This is a genomic window from Burkholderia sp. ABCPW 14, assembly GCF_001523835.1.
Taxonomy (GTDB): Bacteria; Pseudomonadota; Gammaproteobacteria; order Burkholderiales; family Burkholderiaceae; genus Burkholderia; species Burkholderia mayonis.
On the sequence record NZ_LOVS01000033.1, the window covers coordinates 107,893 to 127,810 of the forward strand.

At 67.1% G+C, this 19,918-nt stretch carries 15 protein-coding genes and 1 pseudogene; 6 read left to right on the forward strand and 10 right to left on the reverse strand.

The genetic code is table 11. From position 1 onward, the window contains the following. Positions 1–37: 37 nt before the first annotated feature. Both WS62_RS37875 and WS62_RS05175 read left to right on the forward strand, forming a co-directional pair. Positions 38–253 (forward strand): annotated as a pseudogene (locus tag WS62_RS37875) (hypothetical protein); the annotation flags it as partial. A gap of 176 nt (positions 254–429) precedes the next feature. Next, positions 430–1,032 (forward strand): hypothetical protein, encoded by a 603-nt coding sequence (locus tag WS62_RS05175; protein ID WP_231748195.1) that lies wholly within the window; start codon positions 430–432, stop codon positions 1,030–1,032. A gap of 117 nt (positions 1,033–1,149) precedes the next feature. On the opposite strand, the gene WS62_RS05180 is transcribed toward WS62_RS05175, so the two are convergent. The 6 genes from WS62_RS05180 to WS62_RS05210 all read right to left on the reverse strand — a co-directional run bounded on the left by WS62_RS05180 (position 1,150) and on the right by WS62_RS05210 (position 8,278). Then, complete coding sequence (locus WS62_RS05180; RefSeq protein ID WP_066568585.1) at positions 1,150–1,986, reverse strand: thiamine pyrophosphate-binding protein; 837 nt, start codon at positions 1,984–1,986, stop codon at positions 1,150–1,152. A gap of 12 nt (positions 1,987–1,998) precedes the next feature. Continuing rightward, positions 1,999–3,330: an acetyl-CoA hydrolase/transferase family protein gene (locus WS62_RS05185; protein WP_066568586.1), complete on the reverse strand. Its 1,332-nt coding sequence runs from the start codon at positions 3,328–3,330 to the stop codon at positions 1,999–2,001. Between the two features lie 24 nt (positions 3,331–3,354). Then, complete coding sequence (gene ripB, locus WS62_RS05190; RefSeq protein ID WP_066568589.1) at positions 3,355–3,882, reverse strand: (R)-specific enoyl-CoA hydratase RipB/Ich; 528 nt, start codon at positions 3,880–3,882, stop codon at positions 3,355–3,357. Positions 3,883–4,436: 554 nt separating this feature from the next. Next, the gene (locus WS62_RS05200) at positions 4,437–5,600 is read right to left on the reverse strand and encodes a histidine kinase (protein WP_066568668.1); all 1,164 of its coding nucleotides are present in this window, start codon (positions 5,598–5,600) and stop codon (positions 4,437–4,439) included. Continuing rightward, complete coding sequence (gene nosP / locus WS62_RS05205; RefSeq protein ID WP_066568665.1) at positions 5,593–6,774, reverse strand: nitric oxide-sensing protein NosP; 1,182 nt, start codon at positions 6,772–6,774, stop codon at positions 5,593–5,595. The genes WS62_RS05200 and nosP overlap by 8 nt, the downstream gene beginning before the upstream one ends. Positions 6,775–6,847: 73 nt before the next feature. After that, on the reverse strand, positions 6,848–8,278 hold the full coding sequence (locus WS62_RS05210) for an HD domain-containing phosphohydrolase (RefSeq protein ID WP_066568596.1): 1,431 nt from the start codon (positions 8,276–8,278) through the stop codon (positions 6,848–6,850). 469 nt (positions 8,279–8,747) lie between these two features. Here WS62_RS05210 and WS62_RS05215 point away from each other — a divergent pair, with 469 nt between their 5' ends. From WS62_RS05215 to WS62_RS05225, 3 genes are read left to right on the forward strand one after another with little or no spacing between them, the layout of a single operon-like run. After that, positions 8,748–11,168, forward strand: a complete 2,421-nt coding sequence (locus WS62_RS05215; protein ID WP_066568673.1) for an RICIN domain-containing protein — start codon at positions 8,748–8,750, stop codon at positions 11,166–11,168. Next, positions 11,165–11,647, forward strand: coding sequence for a hypothetical protein (locus tag WS62_RS05220; protein ID WP_066568597.1), 483 nt, complete (start codon positions 11,165–11,167; stop codon positions 11,645–11,647). Before WS62_RS05215 ends, WS62_RS05220 begins: the two co-directional genes overlap by 4 nt. Beyond that, a complete protein-coding gene (locus tag WS62_RS05225) occupies positions 11,634–12,248 on the forward strand; it encodes an SCO family protein (RefSeq protein WP_066568598.1) in 615 nt (204 codons plus the stop codon). The genes WS62_RS05220 and WS62_RS05225 overlap by 14 nt, the downstream gene beginning before the upstream one ends. A gap of 303 nt (positions 12,249–12,551) precedes the next feature. Here the strand turns inward: WS62_RS05225 and WS62_RS05230 are convergent, their stop codons facing one another. The 3 genes from WS62_RS05230 to WS62_RS05240 form a co-directional block, all read right to left on the reverse strand. After that, a complete protein-coding gene (locus tag WS62_RS05230) occupies positions 12,552–13,553 on the reverse strand; it encodes a patatin-like phospholipase family protein (protein WP_066568600.1) in 1,002 nt (333 codons plus the stop codon). Between the two features lie 643 nt (positions 13,554–14,196). After that, positions 14,197–15,564: an MFS transporter gene (locus WS62_RS05235; RefSeq protein WP_066568602.1), complete on the reverse strand. Its 1,368-nt coding sequence runs from the start codon at positions 15,562–15,564 to the stop codon at positions 14,197–14,199. 52 nt (positions 15,565–15,616) lie between these two features. Continuing rightward, a complete protein-coding gene (locus tag WS62_RS05240; protein WP_066568604.1) occupies positions 15,617–17,965 on the reverse strand; it encodes a cytochrome P450/oxidoreductase in 2,349 nt (782 codons plus the stop codon). Positions 17,966–18,128: 163 nt separating this feature from the next. Here WS62_RS05240 and WS62_RS05245 point away from each other — a divergent pair, with 163 nt between their 5' ends. Next, the gene (locus WS62_RS05245; RefSeq protein WP_082720710.1) at positions 18,129–19,010 is read left to right on the forward strand and encodes an IclR family transcriptional regulator; all 882 of its coding nucleotides are present in this window, start codon (positions 18,129–18,131) and stop codon (positions 19,008–19,010) included. A 202-nt stretch (positions 19,011–19,212) separates the two neighbouring features. Here WS62_RS05245 and WS62_RS05250 read toward each other — a convergent pair whose 3' ends face one another. Further along, on the reverse strand, positions 19,213–19,872 hold the full coding sequence (locus WS62_RS05250; RefSeq protein WP_066568607.1) for an SOS response-associated peptidase: 660 nt from the start codon (positions 19,870–19,872) through the stop codon (positions 19,213–19,215). Positions 19,873–19,918: the final 46 nt, after the last annotated feature.

Sequence of the window (19,918 nt, forward strand, 5' to 3'; positions counted from 1 at the left end):
GGGATTGATGCCGACAGGCGCGGCATCGGGCCAAGCGCGCGATCGCAATGGAACGTTCGGCCACGACCCCGGCAAGGTGATGAAGCGCGCGGCGGACGACAGCCCCGAGCTCGCACAGGCGAGCGCGCACGCGAAGGACCGGCTGCCGACGCTGTACATCCGCCACGAAATCGCCGGCAACCGGATGAACCGCGCTGCATACGAACTGGGCCGCAACGCGCCCGGCATCGCATCGGGCGCCGCGCGTTTCGCGTTCGCGCCGCTTGCTTCGCACATCCGGACGCCGCGCTCCGCGACAACGCGCACCATTAGCACATCGACCGACAGTCGCCGTCATGCGGTTCCGACGGGCCGGCCGCCCGTCGACCTCGACGCCGAGCGCCATCGCGCTCGACGCCCTTTTCCTCCTCCTGATCGAAGGTACCGACCATGCCAAGCAAAGTCACCGGTGGAAGCACAGCACCTCTGGACAACTACTCATCCGCTTCGTCGTCATCCAGCGGCAATCCGCAGTCGACCCGTCGGTCGAGCGAGCGGCCGGCGGGCGACGCATCGCTGCGCGGCTTGCAGAATCTCGGCGGTCAGTCGACGCCGCAAACGCGCCGGGAGAACGTGACGAACCAGGCGGCCGCCTTTGCGTCGCACCCGAACGCGACTTACTATTCGGCCGCCGTGCATCAGGTCAGCTCGACACTGCAGGACAACGGGCTCGGCATCACGCAAGGGTCGCACGACAGCGTACTGGGCAACCTGCGGGGCATCCACGACGGCACGCAGACGCACACCGGCGCGCACCTGGCCGAAAGCGCGTCGTTCGGCAGGGACGCGCAGCAGCATCTGCGGGCCGGGGAATACCGTGACGGCGCCGTCACCGCGTTCGGATCGGCGATCAACGCCGCCGCGTCGATGACCGTCGGCCCGGCGCGCGATTTCGAGGCGGCCAGACAGCATCCGGACCCTCAGATCTCATCGCGCGCGACGGCGAGCCTGCATAACGACTTCGAGACGCTGCCTTCCCCGAAGCGCGATTGACGCAAACGACACGAGCGGCGTGAGCCATCCGCCCGTGATCGCGACATTCTTCTCGGCGCGCAAGCGCCGTCACGCGTTCGTCGGCGAGGCGGCTCCCCGCGAAGCCGCCTCGCCCCGTCACCGCAGGTTCGTCTGCGCGAGTTCGAGCACTTCGTCGCCGCGCCCGCTCAGCACCGCGCGCAGCATGTACAGGCTGAATCCCTTCGCATGCGCCCATTCGATCTTCGGCGGCATCGCGAGCTCGTGCTTGTCCGTGACGACATCGAGCAACGCGGGTCCCGGATAGGCAAGCAGCTTGCGGATCGCGTCGGGCAGCGCCTCCGACTCGGTCACGCGCAGCCCATGGATGCCCGCGCCCCGCGCGATCGCCGCGAAGTCGGTCTCGTGCAGATCGGTGCCGGTATCCAGACAGCCGCCCGCCATCATCTCCATTGCGACGAAGCCGAGCGAGCTGTTGTTGTAGACGATCACCTTGATCGGCAGATCGAGCTGCCGCGCGGTCAGCAGATCGCCGAGCAGCATCGCCCGTTCGAGCACGCGCGGGAACTGCGACGCGTTCGTCACGAGCTCGACGTAGTGGCTGCACTCCTGGAACAGCGCCTGCGGGTGCGTTTCCTGGAAATAGCCGAGCCCGATCTCGGTCGACGGGATCTGCGCGGCGATCGCGAGCACCGGCACGTGATTGCGATGGCAATCGAACAGGCCGTTGATCAGATGCAGATTGCCGGGCCCGCAACTGCCCGCGCACACGGCGAGCCGGCCGGTCTCCGCCGCCTCGGCGCCCGCCGCGAAGGCCGCCGCTTCCTCGTGGCGCGTGTGCATCCAGCGAATGCCGCCGATCCGGCGCAGGCTGTCGGACAATCCGTTCAGGCTATCGCCCGTCACGCCCCAGATCTTCGTGACGCCGGCGGCGGCCAGCGGCTGAGCGAGGTCATCCGCAATCATGCTTGCCATGTGATCCTCCGTTCAAATCAAGTGCAGCCGACGCGCCTGCACGGTCAAGTCGTCGCGAAAATCGGGATGCGCGAGCCGGATCAGCGCGCGCGCCCGCTCGGTCGACGACAAGCCCTTCAGATTCGCGACGCCGTATTCGGTCACGACGAGATGCGTATCGGTGCGCGGCGTCGTGACGGGTCCCGTCAGCCGCGGGACGATCTTCGAGATCGTCCCGCCCGCCGCGGTCGAGTGGAACGCGAGGATCGACTTGCCGCCGCGCGACGCGTATGCGCCGCGCACGAAATCGAGCTGCCCGCCCGACGCGCTGAACTGATGCCCGTTGACGTGCTCGGAATTGCACGCGCCCGTCAGGTCCATCTCGATCGTCGAATTCACGGAAATCATGTTGTCGTTGCACGCGATGTTGCACGGGTCGTTCACGTAATCGACCGGATGACTCTCGATCGCCGGATTGTCGTGGATGAAGTCGTACATCGCCCGGTCGCCCATCGCGAACGTAAACACCGATTTCCCCCGGTTGAGCGTCTTGCGGCTGTCGTCGACGACGCCGCGCCGGATCAGCTCGACGAGCCCCGGCGTCAGCAGCTCGGTGTGGATGCCGAGGTGCCGATGGCCGGCGAGCGCGCCGCATACCGCGTTCGGCAACGCGCCGATCCCCATCTGCAGACACGCGCCTTCCGTGACGCATTCCGCGATCTGCTCGCCGATCACGCGATCGAGCTTGCCGCTCGGCTTCGGGATCAGTTCCGGCAGCGGCTGGTTCGATTCGACGATCGCATCCACCTCCGACACGTGCAGCAGCGAGTTGCCGAACACGCGCGGCATGTTCGGATTGACTTCGACGATCAGCCGGCGCGCGGCGCGCGCGACCGAGCTGGTGTAGTCGTTGTTCGTGCCGAACGTGAAATAGCCGTTGCGGTCCATCGGCGACACCATCACGAGCATCGTGTCGACGTCGATGTGGTCCGCGAAGAGCCGCGGCGACTGGCTGAACGAATTCGGCACGAAGAACACGACCTTGCGTCCTCCGTCCTGTTCGCCGAGCTTCACGAGCTCGCGCTCGGGCTGCCCCATGAACATGCAGTGCGGCAGGATTCGCCCCATCAGCGAATAGCGCAGCAGCGTCTCGCGCAGAAACGCTTCCGCATGGAAGTAGTACACGCGCAGCGCGTCGACGTCGCCCGCTTCCGCGCGCGCGGCGAGCGCGGCGAGCAGCGCCGGCGGCTGCGACATCGCCATGCCGAGCGCGATCGCCGAGCCGCTGCGCACCGCCGATACCGCGTCGTCCGGCGACGTCAGCTTGCCCGCATAGATTGCTCTCGCGTCCTGATTCCTCTGCATCCCGAATCTCCTTGACGTTCACGTTCAATAGTTGGCTTCGGCTTCCGGGGATTGGCCGCGCTTGTAGATCAGCATCGTGCGTTCGAACGACATCACGATGACACCGTGCTGATTGACGCCTTTCGTCTCGACGGTCACGATCCCCTGCGTCGGCCGGCTCTTCGATTCGCGGCGCGACAGCACCGTCGATTCGGCATAGAGCGTGTCGCCCGCGAACACGGGCGCGCTCGCCCTCACCTTGTCCCAGCCGAGATTCGCGACCACCTTCGCGCTGACCGTGCGCACGCTCATGCCCGTCAGCAGCGCGAGCGTGAACGTGCTGTCGACGAGCAGCTTCTTCCACTCGGTCTTCGCCGCGTATTCGGCGTCGAAATGCACCTGCTGCGTATTCATCGTCAGGAGCGTCATCCAGATGTTGTCGACGTCCGTGATCGTGCGGCCCGGACGGTGCTCGTAGACGTTGCCCGGCTCGAAATCCTCGAAATACAGGCCGGATATCTCACGAAAACGCTTGTCGCCGATTTGTCGATAGGCGGGAATCGTCGTGCTCATGCTCGTCTCCTTGTCAAAGAAAGAACGGGGGGTTGCCTTCGACGCGCGACGGCTTCGTCGACCATGCGGCCGTCGACGACGGCCGCGCCTCGCGAAGCCGCGCCGCACTCGCGCGCTTTCGCGAAGCGATCCGGGCGCGCGGCCGGCGTGAACAGCCAGCTGCGCGATGCCGATGCAGCCGCGTCGTAGGGGACTGACATGGTTCGATGCGCGTCGCCGAGTGGGACAACGAGCTCATTGTCGCCACTCGATTCGCACCGGACAATGCGGTATTTGCGGGGGCAGCCTTCGAAAGAACGGAAGGCTAGCGGCGTCGCGCGATCGAAGCCGGCCGATGCCGGCCACGGCCACGGCGCGCGCCGCATGGCTCGACCGACCGCGCAATACGGATTGCATTCCGATCCGGCGCACGACGCGTCAGACGTCCGCACGCCGCCGAACGCAGCGCTTCATGAAATCGACCCGCGCGCGAATCTTCCGCGGCACATGCCGCGTCGACGGATGGAGCGCGCGCATGCTCCGTGGCGGGAACCGGTAATCCGGCAGCGCATCGGTCAATGTTCCGCCGGCTCGGTTCGCTGACGCACGATCGGCAGCCAGATCGTGAAGCACGACCCTTTGCCCGGCTCGGTGTCGACCGCGATCCTGCCGCCGTGCTTTTCGACGATTCCATACGAAACCGATAGCCCAAGCCCGGTTCCCATGCCGACGGGCTTCGTCGTATAGAACGGATCGAAGATCTTCGCGAGCCGGTCAGCCGGCATGCCGACGCCGGTATCCTCGACCGCGATCGTCACGCCATCGCCCTCCCGGCGCGTGCGGATCGTGATGGTGCCGCGTTCGACAATCGCCTGCACCGCGTTCATCAGCAGATTCATGACGACCTGGTTCAACTGCGACGGCATGCATTCGACGGGCGGCAGCTCGCCGTAATCCTTGACGACGTCCGCCTTGTACTTCAGTTCGTTGCGCGCCACGTTCAGCGTCGCCTCCAGGCCCTTGTGGATGTCGGCGAAGCTCCATTCCTCGGTGCCCGCGCGCGAGAAGTCGCGCAGGTCCTGCACGATCCGCCGCACGCGCGACGCGCCCTCGATCGATTCGTCGATCAGCGTGCCGATGTCGCCGCGCAGATAATCCAGATCGGCCGCTTCGTGCGCCGTGCGCAGGCGGGCCCGCGCATCGTCGCCGAGATCGCCGGCCATCGTGTCCTGCAGCGCCATCACGTCGAGCAACTGTCTCACCCACGTCTTCAGCATGCGCAGATTCGAATCGACGAAGCCGATCGGATTGTTGATCTCGTGCGCGACGCCCGCCGCGAGCTGGCCGATCGACGCGAGCTTCTCGGATTGCAGCAGCTTCCCGTGCGCCTGCGCAAGCTGCTCGATCAAATGGCGCTGCGCTTCGCGTTCGGTCTCGAGTTCCGCCTGCGTCCTTCGCCGCTCGTCGATCTCCTGCTTCATCAGCGCCTGCGTGCGCTGCAGCGCGTGCATGATCTTCTGGTTCTCGTGCAGCGCCGCTTCCAGCTCGCGCGTGCGATGCCGCACCTGGTCCTCCAGCGTGACCGCCATCTGGAACAGGCTGAAGTCCGATCCGCAGACGATCGTGCTGCGCTCGGCCCGATCCATCAGCGAGCGCACGATCTTGTTCAGCCGCACGATCTCCTTCTTCAGCGACGGAATGTCGGCCGACTCATCGTCGACGAGGCGCGACTCAGCCACGCTCGGACTCCGGCGCATGGCTGAAGACGATGCCCGTCAGCGTCTGGTTCACGTGAACGCCGCCGTACTGTTCGCCGTAGGTGCTGAAGCCGACCGCGCGGTTCGCCTTCAGCAACTGGGCGACCGTGTCGCGCGTGCCCTGCTGCGTCATCTCGAGATGACGCAGGATGCAATCCCAAGCGAGCACGAGCTGCGGCTCGCCGAGCGCATCGCCCAGGCCGCTGAACGTCGCCTGCAGATTGTCGACGAGGTCGAGCCCGCGCGCGACGCGCAGCACGAGGCCCTCTTCGATCGCGCAGTAGAACGTCAGGCTGCCGTCGGGATTGAGCTTCTGGATCGAGCGCACGTAATCGGTGCCGTCGATCAGCACGACGACGGGCGCCGCCGCGAAATGGCCGGGACTGAGATCTTCGACGCGCGCGCCGATCAGCCGCGCGTATTCGTCGGCGGCGGGCAGCCCGTTGATCTCGCTGACGGTGCGGCGCTCCGCATCCGCCTGCGTGACGACGAGCCGCTCGTCGCCGCAGCGGAAATGCTGGGTCTTGAACGTGCGGAACGGCAGCTTGGTCGATGCGACGATCAGCGCCGCGCAATCGTCATGGAAACGCCCTTCATAGAAGATCGCGGTGCGCTCGAAGCGCAGATCGTCGGCGGCCGAGCCGCCGACGAGCGGTATGTCGCCGAGCGCGCTCTGCAGCGTGCGCGTGACGGGCTCCTCGCGCACCGACAGGCCGTCGATCAACAGCAATGCGAACGGCTTCGCGCCGGTCGCGCGCGGCGCGCGCCGCTCCAGATCGTGCAGCGCGTCGATCGCGCACGCCTGACCGTGCGCGATCGTGAACGCCTGCAGATGCTCGAGCAGCGCGGTCTCGACGGTGAACGACGCGCGCGGCAGCGCGACTGCGACGAGGCTGTCGTTGCAGTAGCCCGCCGGTCCGATTTCGCCCGCGGTCGTGCAGCCGATCACGCACGTGTCGCGAAACCGCTCGCGTATTTCGTGCGCGAGCGCATCGAGATCGAAATGGCTCGAGCAGAAGAACAACACCAGTTCAGCGTCGCAGCGCTCGAGCGCCGCATGAATTTCCCGCACGGCGGCGCGCGCGTCCGCCTGCGTCGAATGCACCGCGGGAATCGCGGATGGCAACAAGGTCACGACAGGTCTCCTCTTCGTCATACGGCCTCGAACGAGCCAGTGTCTCCGTGGCCGCGCGCCGGCGTCGAGCGCCTCGGCGCGCGGCTGCGATGCGTCAACCGAACATGCCGCGCGGCCGTTCCGCGCCGCCGGCCACATGAACGAGAATCGCGAACGGCGACGTTTCGGTGGCCTCGAAACGCCGCACCTGCGCGGCCTGATGCGAAGACACGACGCTTCCCTTGGTCATCAGCAGGATGCCGCGGCTGCTGCGAAGATCGTCGGCGAGCCGCATCCCTTCCCTGAGCTGCGCTGCGCTGATCCGCGACACGCTCGCCTGCCGGTCGAGCGCCGACGGCGCCTTCGACAGCGTGACGAACCGGTCGACGATCCGCGCGTCGTAGCGTAGGCCCGCCTGCGAAACCAGCACCGCCGTCGCCTGTTGCACGGTGTACGCCCGCTTGAACATGCTGCCGCTGCACAGCGCCTCGAAGTCGCGTGCGACGGCGAGGATGCGCGAGCCGAGCGGAATCTCGTTGCCCGCGAGTCCGTCGGGCGTGCCGCGGCCGTCGAACCGCTCGTATTGGTGATGGATCACGTGCGCGACGCGGCTCAGTTGCTGGACCGGCGTGAGCACCATCTGCGCGCGCAGCGGATGTTCGAAATAGACCCGGCTTTCGTCCGGCGTCATCCGGTCGAGCGGCTTGCGCAGCAGTTCGTCCGGCAGCGACAGCTTGCCGATTCCGTGCAGCAGGCCCGCGAAGAACAGCTCCTGCGCCTGCCAGCCGCTCATGTCGAGCGCGAGCGCCAGGTTGCGCGCGGCTTCGCCGACGCGCTGCGATTCGCCGCCGAGCGCGCCGCAGCACAGCTCGATCATGTTCGCGCACACCTGAACCATCGCGGCGAAGTTGTGCTTCAGGTCGCATTGCGCGTCTTCGAGGAACAGCATCGTCTGGCGGATTTCTTCGGTGCGCGCCTGCACCTGCGCTTCGAGCCCCGCGTTGAACGCGCGCAATGCTTCGTTCTGCGCGCGCGTAAGCGTGTCGAGCCGCGCGGCCTCGCGGCGCAAACGCTGCTGCTCGATCGCCTGCTCGATGGTCAGCAGCAGATCGTGATCGTCCCAGGGCTTCGTCAGATAGCGATAGATCGCGGCTTCGTTGATCGCGCGCACCGCGGAATCGATTTCCGAGTAGCCGGTCAGCAGGATGCGCATCGCGTCGGGACGACGCTCACGCGCGCGCGCGAGACATTCCGCGCCGCTCATGTTCGGCATCCGCATGTCGGAGACGATCACATCGACCGCGTTCGCCGCCAGCGCATCGAGGGCGGCCTCGCCGCTTTCGGCGGTCAGCACGCGATAGCGCTTCGGCCGAAGCAGGCGCTTCAGCGACGACAGCACGCTCGGCTCGTCGTCGACGAGCAGCACGACCGGCGCGTCGGCGTGCGCGCCGCTCGCCGCATGCGTCGGTCGTGCGTCGTTCTCCCCGGCGGGCTCGCCGCGCTCTGTCGATATCGAAGGATTGCCTGCTTTCGCTCGTTCGTTCATGGTGCCCTCATTCCCGATCGTTCTTTTTTCCTGGATATCGGCGAGGCGAGCCGTCCGCATAGTAGGGAAAACGCGGGAAGCATAAAAAAGCACGAAGCCACGCCCAATCACCGATATTGAGAACCTTCGATGTCGGCAGAATTCCTTAAATAAATATTTAACGCCTGGATTCGCCGATGTCGATTCACATCGATTCGAATAGCGCACATCGCTCGCTTCCAGCCGGCTTCGTCCGGCTCGCCGGACGCGCGTCCGCCCTCGCCTCTTGCCCGGCAGCCCTCGGGGGCGACGTCCCAAGAAACGTAGTCTACGTCCTAACCAACAGCCGCCGAATCGGAAACGACCTCGGCAATTCCAAGCGGCGACTGCCCGAAAACCGCCCGCAATTCGGTCATGTTCCGAACAGTCGATTTTAATTGAGCCGCTTATTAATACGGGCGCGTGGAGAAACCATATACCGAGGTTGGAGATGCATTTTTTTCGATTCGCGTGGCGGCGCGCGCAATGCTGGCTTTGCATTTTGCTCGCCGGCGCATTGCTGCCGCAGGGCGCGGCGGCGGCCGTCACGGCCTCTTATTCGGACATCATCGGCGCAGACAGCGGGCTGTGCGTGTCGGCCGCCGGCAACTCGACCGCGTCGGGCGCGGGTGTCGTTCAGACGTCGTGCGCGGGCCTGAGCAACACGATATGGTCGTTCGTTCCCGTCGGCAACCGCTATCACATCGTGCTGCAGGGCAGCGGCCTGTGCCTGAACGTGCCCGGCAGTTCGCAGGCGAGCGGCATGCAACTGATCCAGTACGCCTGCCAGGACAGCAGCAAGACCAACGATCAATGGACGATCGTCGCGGTCGGCTCGAGCTACCGGATCGTGTCCGCGTCGAGCGGCATGTGCGCGAACGTCAGCGGCGCATCGCGCACGGGCGGCGCGGCGCTGATCCAGTACCCTTGCCAGAGCGCCGGCGCGCTCAATGATCAATTCAACCTGTATCTGCCGGTCGTGACGTTCACCAACATCGCGGCGGCAAACAGCAATCTCTGCGTGACCGTCAGCGGCGGCTCGACGGCTGTCGCCGCATCGATCGTGCAGGGCACGTGCTCGAATCAGGGCGGCACGAGCTGGTCGCTGCTGCCGGCGGGCAGCGGCTATCACGTCGTGTCGCAAAGCACCGGACAATGCCTGAACGTGTCCGGCGGAAACCGCGCGAGCGGCGCGCCGATCATCCAGTACCCCTGTCAGCCCGACACGCAGACCAACGACCAATGGACGGTCGTTCCGGCCGGCTCGAAGTACCGCCTCGTCTCGGTCGCGAGCGGCATGTGCCTGAACGTGAGCGGCGGCTCGCTGTCGCCTGGCGCGCCGTTCATCCAGTATCCGTGCCAGCACGCGAATGCGCTCAACGACCAGTTCTCGCTCGACCTGCCGCAGTCGTTCCCGGTCACGCTGCCGTCCGCGTGGAGTCCCGTGATTCCGCTGCCCGTCAATCCGATCGGCATCGCGAACACGCCGAACGGCAAGCTCGTGATGTGGTCCGCGGATCAGCAGTTCGGCTTCCAGAACGACGTCGGCGGCAAGACCACGCAAACGCAGACCGCCGTGTTCGACCCGGCGACGAATCAGGCGACGCAATATATCGAGACATCGGCCGGCTCGGACATGTTCTGCCCCGGCACTGCGATGCTGCCTGACGGCCGGCTGCTCGTGAACGGCGGCGACAGCAGCCCGAAGACGACGCTCTACGACTGGACGAGCAACACGTGGAGCGCGGCGGCGGCGATGAACATTCCGCGCGGCTATCAGGGCGACACGCTGCTGTCGAACGGCTCGGTGCTGACGCTCGGCGGCTCGTGGAGCGGCGGCCAGGGCGGCAAGCGCGCCGAGGTGTGGACGAACGGCGGCGCGTGGACGGTGCTGCCCGGCGTGCCGGAAACGAACATCGTCGGCCCGGACCCGCAAGGGATCTATCGCGGCGACAACCACCTGTGGCTGTTCGCGCAAGGCAACGGCACCGTGTTCCATGCGGGGCCGAGCGCGCAGATGAACTGGATCTCGACGAGCGGCGGCGGCTCGATCCAGTCGGCCGGCACGCGCGGCGTCGATCCTTTCAGCATCAACGGCACCGCTTCGCTGTACGACATCGGCAAGATCCTGAAGGCGGGCGGCGCGAAGTCGTATCAGCAGAACGGCAGCATCACGACCTACGCGTCGAACTCGGTCTATCAGATCGACATCACGCGCGGGCCGAATCAGCCGGTGTCGGTGCAGCGCCTGAACGGCACGACCTATCAGCGCGCGTTCGCGAACAGCGTGATCTTGCCGAACGGCAACGTCGTGCTGATCGGCGGCCAGAGCGTGCCCATGCCCTTCACCGACACGACCGCGATCATGGTTCCGGAAATCTGGGACCCGGCGACGCAGCGCTTCAACCTGCTGAAGCCGATGCACACGCCGCGCACCTATCACAGCACGGCGATCCTGATGCCGGACGGCCGCGTGTTCGCGGGCGGCGGCGGCCAGTGCGGCGCCGGCTGCGCAATGAATCACCTGAACGCGGAGATCCTGACGCCGCCATACCTGCTCAACGCGGACGGCACGCCGGCGCAGCGCCCCGTGATCGTGTCGGCGCCGGCGTCGGCCAGTCTCGGCGCGTCGATCGGCGTGTCGACGCAGGGGCCGGTAACGTCGTTCGTGCTGATGCGCCTCGCATCCGTCACGCATACGACGAACAACGACCAGCGACGCATACCGCTCGCGATGACGTCGTCCGGCGGCACGGATTACCGGCTCGCGATTCCCGCCGATGCGGGCGTCGTCCTGCCCGGCTACTACATGCTGTTCGCGCTGAACGCGCAGGGCGTGCCGAGCGTGTCGACGTCGATTCGGATTTCATGACGATGCGGGGCAAATGCAACACGCGCCGCGCATCGCTTGCCTGGCGAACGCTGGCGCTGACACTCACGCTGCTCGCGCTCGCGTGGCCGGGCCACGCGGCGCGCGCGGACGACGGCGCGGCGCGCGGCCTCGCGCTGTTCACGGGCGCCGCGCCGCTGCACGGACGCTTGTCGACGCATTCCGGCGAGCTGCCCGCGCCGGTCATGCGTTGCGCGAATTGTCACGCGGCGGGCGCGGGCGCCGCAGTGCCGAATTCGACCGCGCCGCGCCTCACGCGTACGTGGCTCGCCGACCTGCAGAGCCGGCGCGGCGGTCCGCCGAGCCGCTACGGCCGGGACGCGTTCTGCGCGCTGCTGCGCACCGGGCTCGATCCGGCCTACGTGATGATCAATGTCGACATGCCGCGTTACCGATTGACCGAGCGCGATTGCTCCGCGCTTTGGCGCTTTCTGAACGAGGGTCCGCATGGGCGGACGTGAGATTCGCACGCGGCGGCGCGCGCTGCTGGCCGCCGTGCTCGGCGCAGCGGCGCTGCCCGCGCTACCGGCGCGCGCGGCGGCGCGGGGCGCGCGGGACCCGGTCGTGCAAAGCGGCTATCACGGCGGCCTGATCACGCCGCCCGTGCCGGTGCCGGACGTGCCGGTACGCACCGCGGACGGTCGCACGACCCGTCTGCGCGCGCTGCTCGACGGCCGTGTCACGGCGCTGCAATTGTTCTACACGGGCTGCTCGTCGACGTGTCCGATCCAGGGCGTCGTATTCCGGCGCGTGCAGGCGCTGCTCGGCCCGCACCCGAAGCCTGACGTCCAGTTGCTGTCGCTCAGCATCAGCCCGCTCGAGGACACGCCGCAGCGGATGCGCGCATGGCTCGCCCGCTTCGACGCGCGTCCGGGCTGGGTCGCCGCCGCGCCCGAGCTGAAGGATGTCGATGCGCTACAGGCGTTCTTCGGCGGCGGCCGCACCGGGCTCGACAATCACAGCACGCAGGCGCAGGTGATCGATCGGCGCGGCGCACTGGTCTGGCGGACTTACGAGCTGCCCTCCCCCGAGACGGTCGCGGCGCTGCTGAGCAAGGCTTGACAGTGAGTTTGCGCGGCTCGGCTCCAGTCGCATCACGCGGACAGCGGGCGGATTCCGCGCGACCGGCGCCGCATCCGCCGCCAACGCAAACATGCGGCGCATGCCGATCGGTCTTGCGGCCCGGCCGGGCGACAATCGGGTGACCGCCGCTTCATTCGGACACGGTCGGGCGACGCGGCGGCAGCGCCCGCCGTCATTCCTTCGGCTTGCCGGATCGGCCGCGAAAAAACTCGTTCGCCAGCGATGCCCGCGATCCGCGATCGAAGCCGCCTGCGGCGGCGGCGCCGCAGACCGCGCATGCCGTCAACGCCAATTCGCGTCCACCCACTGGCAAACGCGCTCCCACTCGGCGGTCTTCATGTACGCGAGCGCTTCGCTCTCCAGCACGGGCGCGTTGCGCCAGTCGTCGAGCTCGACGGTTTCGCCGAGCTCGAAATTGCCGCGCTGGTAGCCCGCGCCCAGCAATTGCTGCGCTTGCTGCGTCGCCAGCATGGCTGTTGCATCGAACGTCAATCCGAGCAACGCGGAGGCCGGCACATCATTGCGCTCGAACGGCCAGAACCAGGTCGTCACGCCCCATCCGCGCGGGTCGCCGACCGCGCTCGGACGGATGCCCGCCGGGCTGATGCCAGTGCCGAGCGACAGCACGCGCAAGTTTCCGAGATTGCCGCCGAGGCCGCTCGCCAGCACTTCGGAGACGGCGGTCATCGACGGATTGTTCGCGAACACGCCGCCGTCCGCGAAGTAGCCGAGCGACGGAACTTCGTACGGCGGGAAATAGGAAGGCGCGGCCGACGTCGCGAGCGCCGCGTCGACGAGACCGACATGGCGATACGCATTGCCGCTCGCGTTCGAGAACGTGCAAGCGGACCAGCTTTGTATGGCCGGGTCCCACAAGCGTGCCGAATTGACGACGATCAGTCGATGCAGCTCGGTCAGGTCGCCGCCGCCGAGCAGTTCCTGCGCGATGCGCCTGAGCCCCGTGTTGACGTACTGGCACGCCAGGAAGCCCGGCCCGGCCAGCGCAGCGAAGGTCGCGGCGTCGGTTTCGATTGCGACCTTCTGCTCGAGCCACACCCGGTTTTCCTGAAATATTTCCGAGCCCCGATTCCTGTAGACATCGACGACTTGCGAAATCGGCACGCCGCGCGCGAGCGCCAGCGACAGCAAGCCGCCCGTCGACGTGCCGGCGAAGCCGTCTGCCTTCGCGATGATCCCGCTGCGCCGATCGAGATCCTGGATGAGCAAGGCAGTGATCAATCCCCTGATGCCGCCACCGTCGCAACTGAGAATCTTGAAGGCCATCGCGGTTCTCCTCGGCTGGTGATACGGATGCGAGCGTTCTGTCGGGACGACGCCTTGTTGCTTGGTGCATCCGTGGGTGGATCAAATGTGACATCCGTTCTGTGTTCTCGCGTCGAGTGTGTCGAGTGTGTCGCGTGTGTCGAATGCGTCGAATGTGTCGCGTGCCGTGTCCGATGTCACATGTCTGTTTCCATCACAGCATCAATTCGGTTCGGCATTCCCGTCGGATTGGCCAGTCGTTTTCGATTTCTCCGCAACGATGCGTTCGCATCCGATCGTGCGAAACCGGCCGTTCACAAGCGGCCTGGCAACCGGTCGCCGCGTCTTCTGCCTGCGTACCTCGCGGCTTTCCCCGTCCCGTTCCGATAGCGACGAGCATCGCGCCATGCGGCGATTCGATGCGCACTTTTAAATTAGGATGTGCGAGCCGCTTTGACCAGGCCGGGATGCAACAAACATGCATGCGTCACGCGCGTCGCGCTCCGACGACGCGAGCACGATCAGCCGGCAGGAATTCGCGGCGACATGCGGCCATCGCGCCCGCCGTTCGTCGCGAGCCGTTCGCGCCTCGCGGGCGCATCGACATCGCAGCCCGGTCAGCCCCCGTGACCGAGTCTTCACGACACCTGCCGCCGGCTCCGCGTCAGTCGCTCGCGGCGGCCGCGCGTCGCGCACCGGTTGCTGCACTCGCGCCGACGAAGCCCGAACGCGCGATCGCGACGATCCCCGCCATCGACACGCACGCCGGCACCGCCGCCGCGAGAAACAGCGACGACGACGACCATTGCAGATGCATCAGCGCGCCGCCGAGCACCGGGCCGACGACGGAGCCGATCCGCCCGATGCCGAGGCTCCAGCCGATCCCGGTCGAGCGCAGCGAAGTCGGATAGTAGACCGCCGCGAGCGCATTGAGCGCGGGCTGTCCGCCGATGATCGAGAACCCGGTCAGGAAGATCGCCGCGAACACCGCGACGAGCGACGCCAGCACGAGCGGATGCCCGATCGACGCGATCGCGACGATCGCGAGCAGGAACGTCGTCGCGAGCACGGTCGTGAAGCCGATCCGGTCGATGATGCGGCCGAGCGCGAGCGTGCCGATCACGCCGCCCGCCCATAGCGCGGTGCCGGCGAGCACGGCGGTCGACGTCGGATAGCCGGCGTCGCGCATGACCGTCGGCAGCCAGTTCGACAGGAAGTACATGTCGAGCAGGTTCGCGAAATTGACGAGCCACAGCAGCAGCGTGACGCGCGCGCGGCCGTCCTGGAACAGCGCGACGAACGGCATCCCCGCGCGATTCGATTCGACGCCGACGAGCACCGCATCGTGCGGCAGCGACGCCGCGGGCACGATGCGCTCGAGCTGCCGGCGTGCGCGCGCCGCGCCGCCGTCGCGAAACAGCAGGAACTGGATCGACTCCGGCAACGCGATGAACATCAGCAAGCCGATCGCGAGCGGAATCGCGCCGCCGAAGAAAAACACGGCTCGCCAGCCGACGTGCGGAATCAGCGCGGCGGTGATGAGCCCGCCGACCACGCCGCCGACCGTGAAGCCGCACGAGACGATCATCATCAGCGACACGCGAATGCGCCGCGGGCTGTATTCTCCGGCGAGCGCCATCGCATTCGGAATGATGCAGCCGAGCCCGAGGCCGGCCGCGAAGCGCCAGCCGATCAGTTGCGCGATCGACTGCGCGAAGCCGGTCGCGATCATGCAGACGGAAAAGAACAGCGTCGCGCCGATCAGCACCGGACGCCGGCCGATCTTGTCGGCGAGCGTGCTGAACACGAGCGAACCGATCAGCATCCCGAACAATCCGGCGCCGAACACGGGCGACAGCGTCTCCTTCGCGATCCCCCATTCCCGGATCACGACCGGCGCGACGTACCCCATCGCCTGCACATCGAATCCGTCCATCACGAGGCACGCCGCGCACAGCGCGACGATCGCCCATTGATGCGCGCCGAAGCGGCTGTTGTCGAGCATCTCCCGCACGTCCACTCGCGTACTCATCCGTCGTCTCCTTGTCTTGTCTCAGTCGTTTTTCGCCGGGGGCGGACAGGCGCTACAGCTCGAGCACGAGCCGCCCGCGCTTCGCGCGCGAACAGCACGCCATCATCCGCGTGTTCGCTGCGCGCTCGCCCGTGCTCAGCACGCTGTCGCGATGATCGACTTCGCCTGCGAGCACGCGCACTTCGCACGAGCCGCACAGTCCTTCCTCGCAATCGCTCTGCACGTCGACGTTCGCCGCGCGCAGCGTCGCGAGCAGCGTCCGGTTCGCAGGCACCGTCAGCGTGACGCCCGAATCCTTCAGCTCGACTTCGAACGATTGCCCGGCGGCCGGATCGAAGCGCGGCGCGCCGGCCGCGAAATGCTCGACGCGCAGTGCGTGCGCCGGCCAGCGCGGCGCGCACGCGGCGAGCGCATCGAGCATCCGCGCCGGCCCGCATGCATAGACCTGCGTGCCGGGCGCAACGTCGAGCGCGGCGAAATCGTGACGCGTGCATTCGTCCGATACGTGCAAATGCAGCCGATTGCCGTGCAGCGCGGCGAGCTCGTCGACGAACGCCATCGTGCGGCGGCTGCGCCCGCTGTAATGCAGCGCGTAATCGACGCCGCGTGCGCGCGCTTCCCGCGCGATCGCGGCGATCGGCGTGATGCCGATGCCGCCCGCGATCAGGATCGCGCGGCTCGCGCGTTCGTCGAGCGGGAAATGGTTGCGCGGCCCGCGAATCCTCACGCGCATGCCGGACTGCAAGCGCTCATGCATCCATGCGGAGCCGCCGCGACTCGCCGGCTCGCGCAGCACGGCGATCTCGTACGCGCCGCGCTCGGCCGGATCGCCGCATAGCGAATACTGCCGGGAAAGACCGGTGTCGCCGCATTCGACGTCGATGTGCGCGCCCGCGCCCCAGCGCGGCAACGGCGCACCGTCCGGCGCGACGAGACGCACGCGCAGAATGCGCTCGGCCACGGGCGTCACGCTATCGACTCGCAACGCGCGCCCCGCGCTGCGCGCGTTCGATTCGCCGATCCGCACGGTCAGCGCGAAGCGCCGAGCATCCGCGCGCAGCCGCTCCGGATTCGCGGCCGGTTCCCATTCGACCCAAAGATGCTCCGGACCGCGAAACGATGTGTTCGGCACGTACGTGAAGCGCTGTTCGGCGAGCCGCATGTGCGGCAGGCGGCGCGTCAATTCGTCGATGAAGATCTGCATCTCCATGCGCGCGAGATGCTTGCCCATGCATTGATGCGAGCCATAGCCGAATGTCAGGTGATCGGCCGGGTTGTCGCGATGGATGTCGAACAGATCCGGATCGGCGAAGCGGCGTTCGTCGCGATTCGCCGACGACGTGACGATCAGCAGCTTCGCGCCCGCCGGAATCGCGACGCCGTCGACTGTCGCATCGCAGGTCGCGAGCCGTCGCCACGCGGCGATCGAGCCGTTGTGGCGCAGGCATTCGTCGACCGCATTCGGAATCAGCGACGCATCTTCGCAGAGCTCGCGCCACGCGTGCGGGTGCTGCAGCAACAGCTTCAGCGCATTCGCGGTCGCGTTCGCGGTGGTTTCGTGCGCGGCGACGATGCCCGCCATCATCATCGAATGCAGGTACGAATCGGTGACGATGTCCGGATGCTCGCGCTGCATGCGGATGCCGAACTGCATCCAGCCGGGCCCCGACGGATCCTCGCGCATCCTGTCGAGCACCTGACCGGCGTACTGCCAGAACTGCCCGACCGCATGCGCGACCGCGACCTGCTCTTCCGGCCGCGGCCGGCCCCACGTGTTGACGGTGTGCGCGATCGAGTATTGGCGCAGCGTATCCATGTCCTCTTCGGGAACACCAAGGAAATGCAGCGCGACCGTGAGCGGCACCTCCCACAGCATCTGGTCGACGAGGTCCGCGCGCCCGTCGTCGACGAAGCGGTCGACGTATTCGCGCGCGAGCCGCCGCACCATCGGCTCGTGCGCGCGCAGCGCGTCGGGCGTGAACGGCTCGATCAGCAAGCGCCGCCGCGCCGTGTGCACGGGCTCGTCCTCGTTGACGAGCGTGCGATTCATCGCATAGCCGTACGACGCGAGCACCGCATTCGCTTCCGCTCCGGTCGGCGTGATCTTCTCGAGCGCGATCGACGGGCTGAAGGTCCGGTTGTCGCGGAAGATCGCCTTGATGTCGTCGTAGCGCGCGACGACCCAGTAGCCGAGCTTCGGGCTGTAAAACACCGGCTCCTGTTCGCGCGCCCAGCGCACGTATTCGGGCGGGTCCTGCTGATACGCGTCGTCGAACGGATCGAACGCGGCCGCCCCGGCGCTCGCCGGACAGCTGGCCGGATGCGCGGCGGCGCCGGGCGAAGCGGAATGGAACGGACACTGCGCGGCATGCGGAGCCGGCTTGGACGCGACGTTCGTCATGGCAGTCCTCCAATTGGCAATTACGTTTTGCGTAACTCTAGTACGCATTGCGTAAATCAATGATCGGGGTTAACCTGCATCACATTCCCATCGTAGTCGCGCCGCTCGCGCAGCGCCTGCCGGCCGCCGCCTGACCGCTACAACACGCTCTACAATCGCGCTGATGACAAAAAAGGCCCCTACCCCGAAGCCCGCGAAGGCAACCCGCACCCGTGCGCACCATGCGCCCGCGCCGACTCCGCCGCCGCGCTCGACGCCCGCGCCGCGCGAGCGGCGGCAGCGCGTGCAGGCGGCCGCGACAGGCATGGCGGTGCTCAAGGGACTCGCGCGGCTCGGCGGACGCGCGACGCTGACGGCCCTCGCGATGCACGTCGACGAAAGTCCGGCGAAAGTGCACCGCTATCTGGCAAGCCTGATCGAAGAGGGCTTCGTGTCGCAGGATCGCGGCACGCAGCAGTACTGCCTCGGCACCGAGGCGCTGCTGATCGGCGTCGCCGCGATGCGCCAGGCCGAACCGATCCGCGCGGCGGAGCCCGCGCTCATGCGGCTACGCGAGGCGCTCGAGCTGACATGCTTCGTCGCCGTGATGGGCAACCGCGGGCCGACGATCCTGCGCATCGAGGAGCCGGGGCTGCCCGTGATCGTCAACGTGCGTGCGGGTTCGGTGCTGTCGCTGCTCGGGTCCGCGACTGGCCGGCTGTTTCTCGGCCTGCTCGACGATTCAACGATCGATGCGATGGCTCAGGCCGAGCTCGCGACGGCCCCCGACGAGCTGCGCGCGCAACTGGACACGCGGGATCCGATCGGCGCGCTGCGCCGCGCCGTGCGAGCGGCCGGCTGCGCGGCGGTGCGCGACACGAATCTGAAGGGCATCAGCGCGGTGTCCGCGCCGCTCCGCGATTACACGGGGCACGTATGCGCGGCGCTGACCGTGCTCGGCGCGACCGGGGCGTTCGATGCGTCGCTCGACGGAGAAGCCGCTGCCGCGCTGCGGCGCGAAGCCGACGCGACGAGCGCGGTGCTCGGTTATCGGCCGGCTACGTAGCGATGCGCCGCCGCGCCGATCGGGCATTGCGCTGCAAATACGCAAGCGTTCGTCGTTACCGTTACCCTCAATCGGAAGTCGCGTCGACTTCGGCTGCAAAGTCCTAGTCAGCGTTCGAAAGATGACGAACGAAGTCCGTCGACAGGACAGGCGCTCCACTCAATAGCCTCGTGCCGCCGATGCCATATTCGCTGCGTGCACGTCACGAAACGGGGCTCGCCGCCATCTCGTCGCCCGGATAAAGCTGCAGCAGCGATCGTGCGGCATCGACGTTCTTCGCCGCCAGCCATTCGTCGTAATCGGCGCGCCGCAGAATGACGACCGATCTCTTCTCGTCACCCGGCTTGTGCATGCGCGTCATCACGGCATGTCCGTCCGCATTGACCGTGAGCATCGACATCCCGACCAGCAACCGTCCGTCTTCGTCCACATACCGCTTCCAGACACCGGCAACGCAATACGGCCGCCAGCCGGCCAGGCCGACGCGGTGCCAGACGTTCCGCCCGGTTTCGTAGCACGGCTCGTAGACCCACTCGCATGGAATGAGGCAGCGCTGCCCGGCTCGCCATGCCGCGCCGTAGAGCCGCGACGAACCGATCGTCTCCGCACGCGCGTTCACGGTATTCAGCTTCTGCTTCCTTCGCCCCTGCTCGTCGCGCCGCTCGGGCTGCATGAAGCGCGGCCAGAAGCCGAACACCGCCAGATGCGCCGTCTGTTCGCCGTCGATCATCCTGACAATCGGCGCCTCGTAGTCCGGGTAGACCTCGGGCTTCCAGGGCATGCGCCGATAGAGGTCCCCGATGCTGATGCGCAGCTCGCTGATCCCCGGATCTTCCGTCGGGCTGCGGTAGTTCGTGCACATGACGCTCCCCTTTTTCAGGGATGGATCATTTCATCATAGTGCGAGA

Coding starts and splice junctions, on each gene's coding strand:
- WS62_RS05175 (WP_231748195.1), top strand. CDS start 430: ATGCCAAGCAAAGTCACCGGTGGAAGCACAGCACCTCTGGACAACTAC.
- WS62_RS05180 (WP_066568585.1), bottom strand. CDS start 1,986: ATGGCAAGCATGATTGCGGATGACCTCGCTCAGCCGCTGGCCGCCGCC.
- WS62_RS05185 (WP_066568586.1), bottom strand. CDS start 3,330: ATGCAGAGGAATCAGGACGCGAGAGCAATCTATGCGGGCAAGCTGACG.
- ripB (WP_066568589.1), bottom strand. CDS start 3,882: ATGAGCACGACGATTCCCGCCTATCGACAAATCGGCGACAAGCGTTTT.
- nosP (WP_066568665.1), bottom strand. CDS start 6,774: ATGACGAAGAGGAGACCTGTCGTGACCTTGTTGCCATCCGCGATTCCC.
- WS62_RS05210 (WP_066568596.1), bottom strand. CDS start 8,278: ATGAACGAACGAGCGAAAGCAGGCAATCCTTCGATATCGACAGAGCGC.
- WS62_RS05215 (WP_066568673.1), top strand. CDS start 8,748: ATGCATTTTTTTCGATTCGCGTGGCGGCGCGCGCAATGCTGGCTTTGC.
- WS62_RS05220 (WP_066568597.1), top strand. CDS start 11,165: ATGACGATGCGGGGCAAATGCAACACGCGCCGCGCATCGCTTGCCTGG.
- WS62_RS05225 (WP_066568598.1), top strand. CDS start 11,634: ATGGGCGGACGTGAGATTCGCACGCGGCGGCGCGCGCTGCTGGCCGCC.
- WS62_RS05230 (WP_066568600.1), bottom strand. CDS start 13,553: ATGGCCTTCAAGATTCTCAGTTGCGACGGTGGCGGCATCAGGGGATTG.
- WS62_RS05235 (WP_066568602.1), bottom strand. CDS start 15,564: ATGAGTACGCGAGTGGACGTGCGGGAGATGCTCGACAACAGCCGCTTC.
- WS62_RS05240 (WP_066568604.1), bottom strand. CDS start 17,965: ATGACGAACGTCGCGTCCAAGCCGGCTCCGCATGCCGCGCAGTGTCCG.
- WS62_RS05245 (WP_082720710.1), top strand. CDS start 18,129: ATGACAAAAAAGGCCCCTACCCCGAAGCCCGCGAAGGCAACCCGCACC.
- WS62_RS05250 (WP_066568607.1), bottom strand. CDS start 19,872: ATGTGCACGAACTACCGCAGCCCGACGGAAGATCCGGGGATCAGCGAG.